The organism is Tannerella forsythia (assembly GCF_003860135.1).
Classification (GTDB): domain Bacteria; phylum Bacteroidota; class Bacteroidia; order Bacteroidales; family Tannerellaceae; genus Tannerella; species Tannerella forsythia_A.
This window is the reverse complement of the sequence record NZ_RQYN01000151.1, coordinates 1-542: the sequence shown is the minus strand read 5'-3', so window position 1 is coordinate 542 and position 542 is coordinate 1. Positions and strand designations below refer to the sequence as shown.

Genomic DNA, 542 nt, shown 5'->3' with positions numbered 1-542 from the left:
TTTTTTTTGTGCCTGTTCATGATCATAGTTTTCCTAATGGTCTTCTTATTCTTTGGTAATCGCACCTCTATTGTTGTAATAGTTTTAGACAAGTTCAAAACTTTGTCTACACTTAGACTTATACGCTCCTGTTTCAGAATCCTTTCAAGCTCTTTATATACTTTTAAAGCCACGAAACAGATACAAACATGAGCTTCGATTCTGCGTTGTGTAAAATGGAACATGGGACGTACTTCTATCTTGGATTTTGTTATTCTAAAGGCTCTTTCTACATGCCAAAGATTATGATAAGCCAGGTAAACCTTGTCTGCCGGTATTGTTGTATTGGTAAGATAGCCTTTTAATCCATCCCATTGTTTATCTTCTTTTATCTTATCATAATTTATCTCAACTTTTACGTCTCCTTGCATTGTTAAAAACTTGTTGTACCCTCGTTTATTAACGTTATCCTTTGTGAGTGTACCTCTTTTGTAGGCTTTTTCCAAACGGTAAATACCTTTTTCCCTGTTATAAGCATCTTTTTTTGCCCTATCGTCTGTATA

The 542-nt window shown here is 34.5% G+C and carries 1 protein-coding gene; it reads right to left on the bottom strand.

Translation table 11 applies throughout. The annotated features are described in order from the left end of the window. A partial coding sequence (locus tag EII41_RS13750) for an IS1634 family transposase (RefSeq protein ID WP_124791018.1) occupies positions 1-542 on the bottom strand: 542 nt, incomplete at both ends.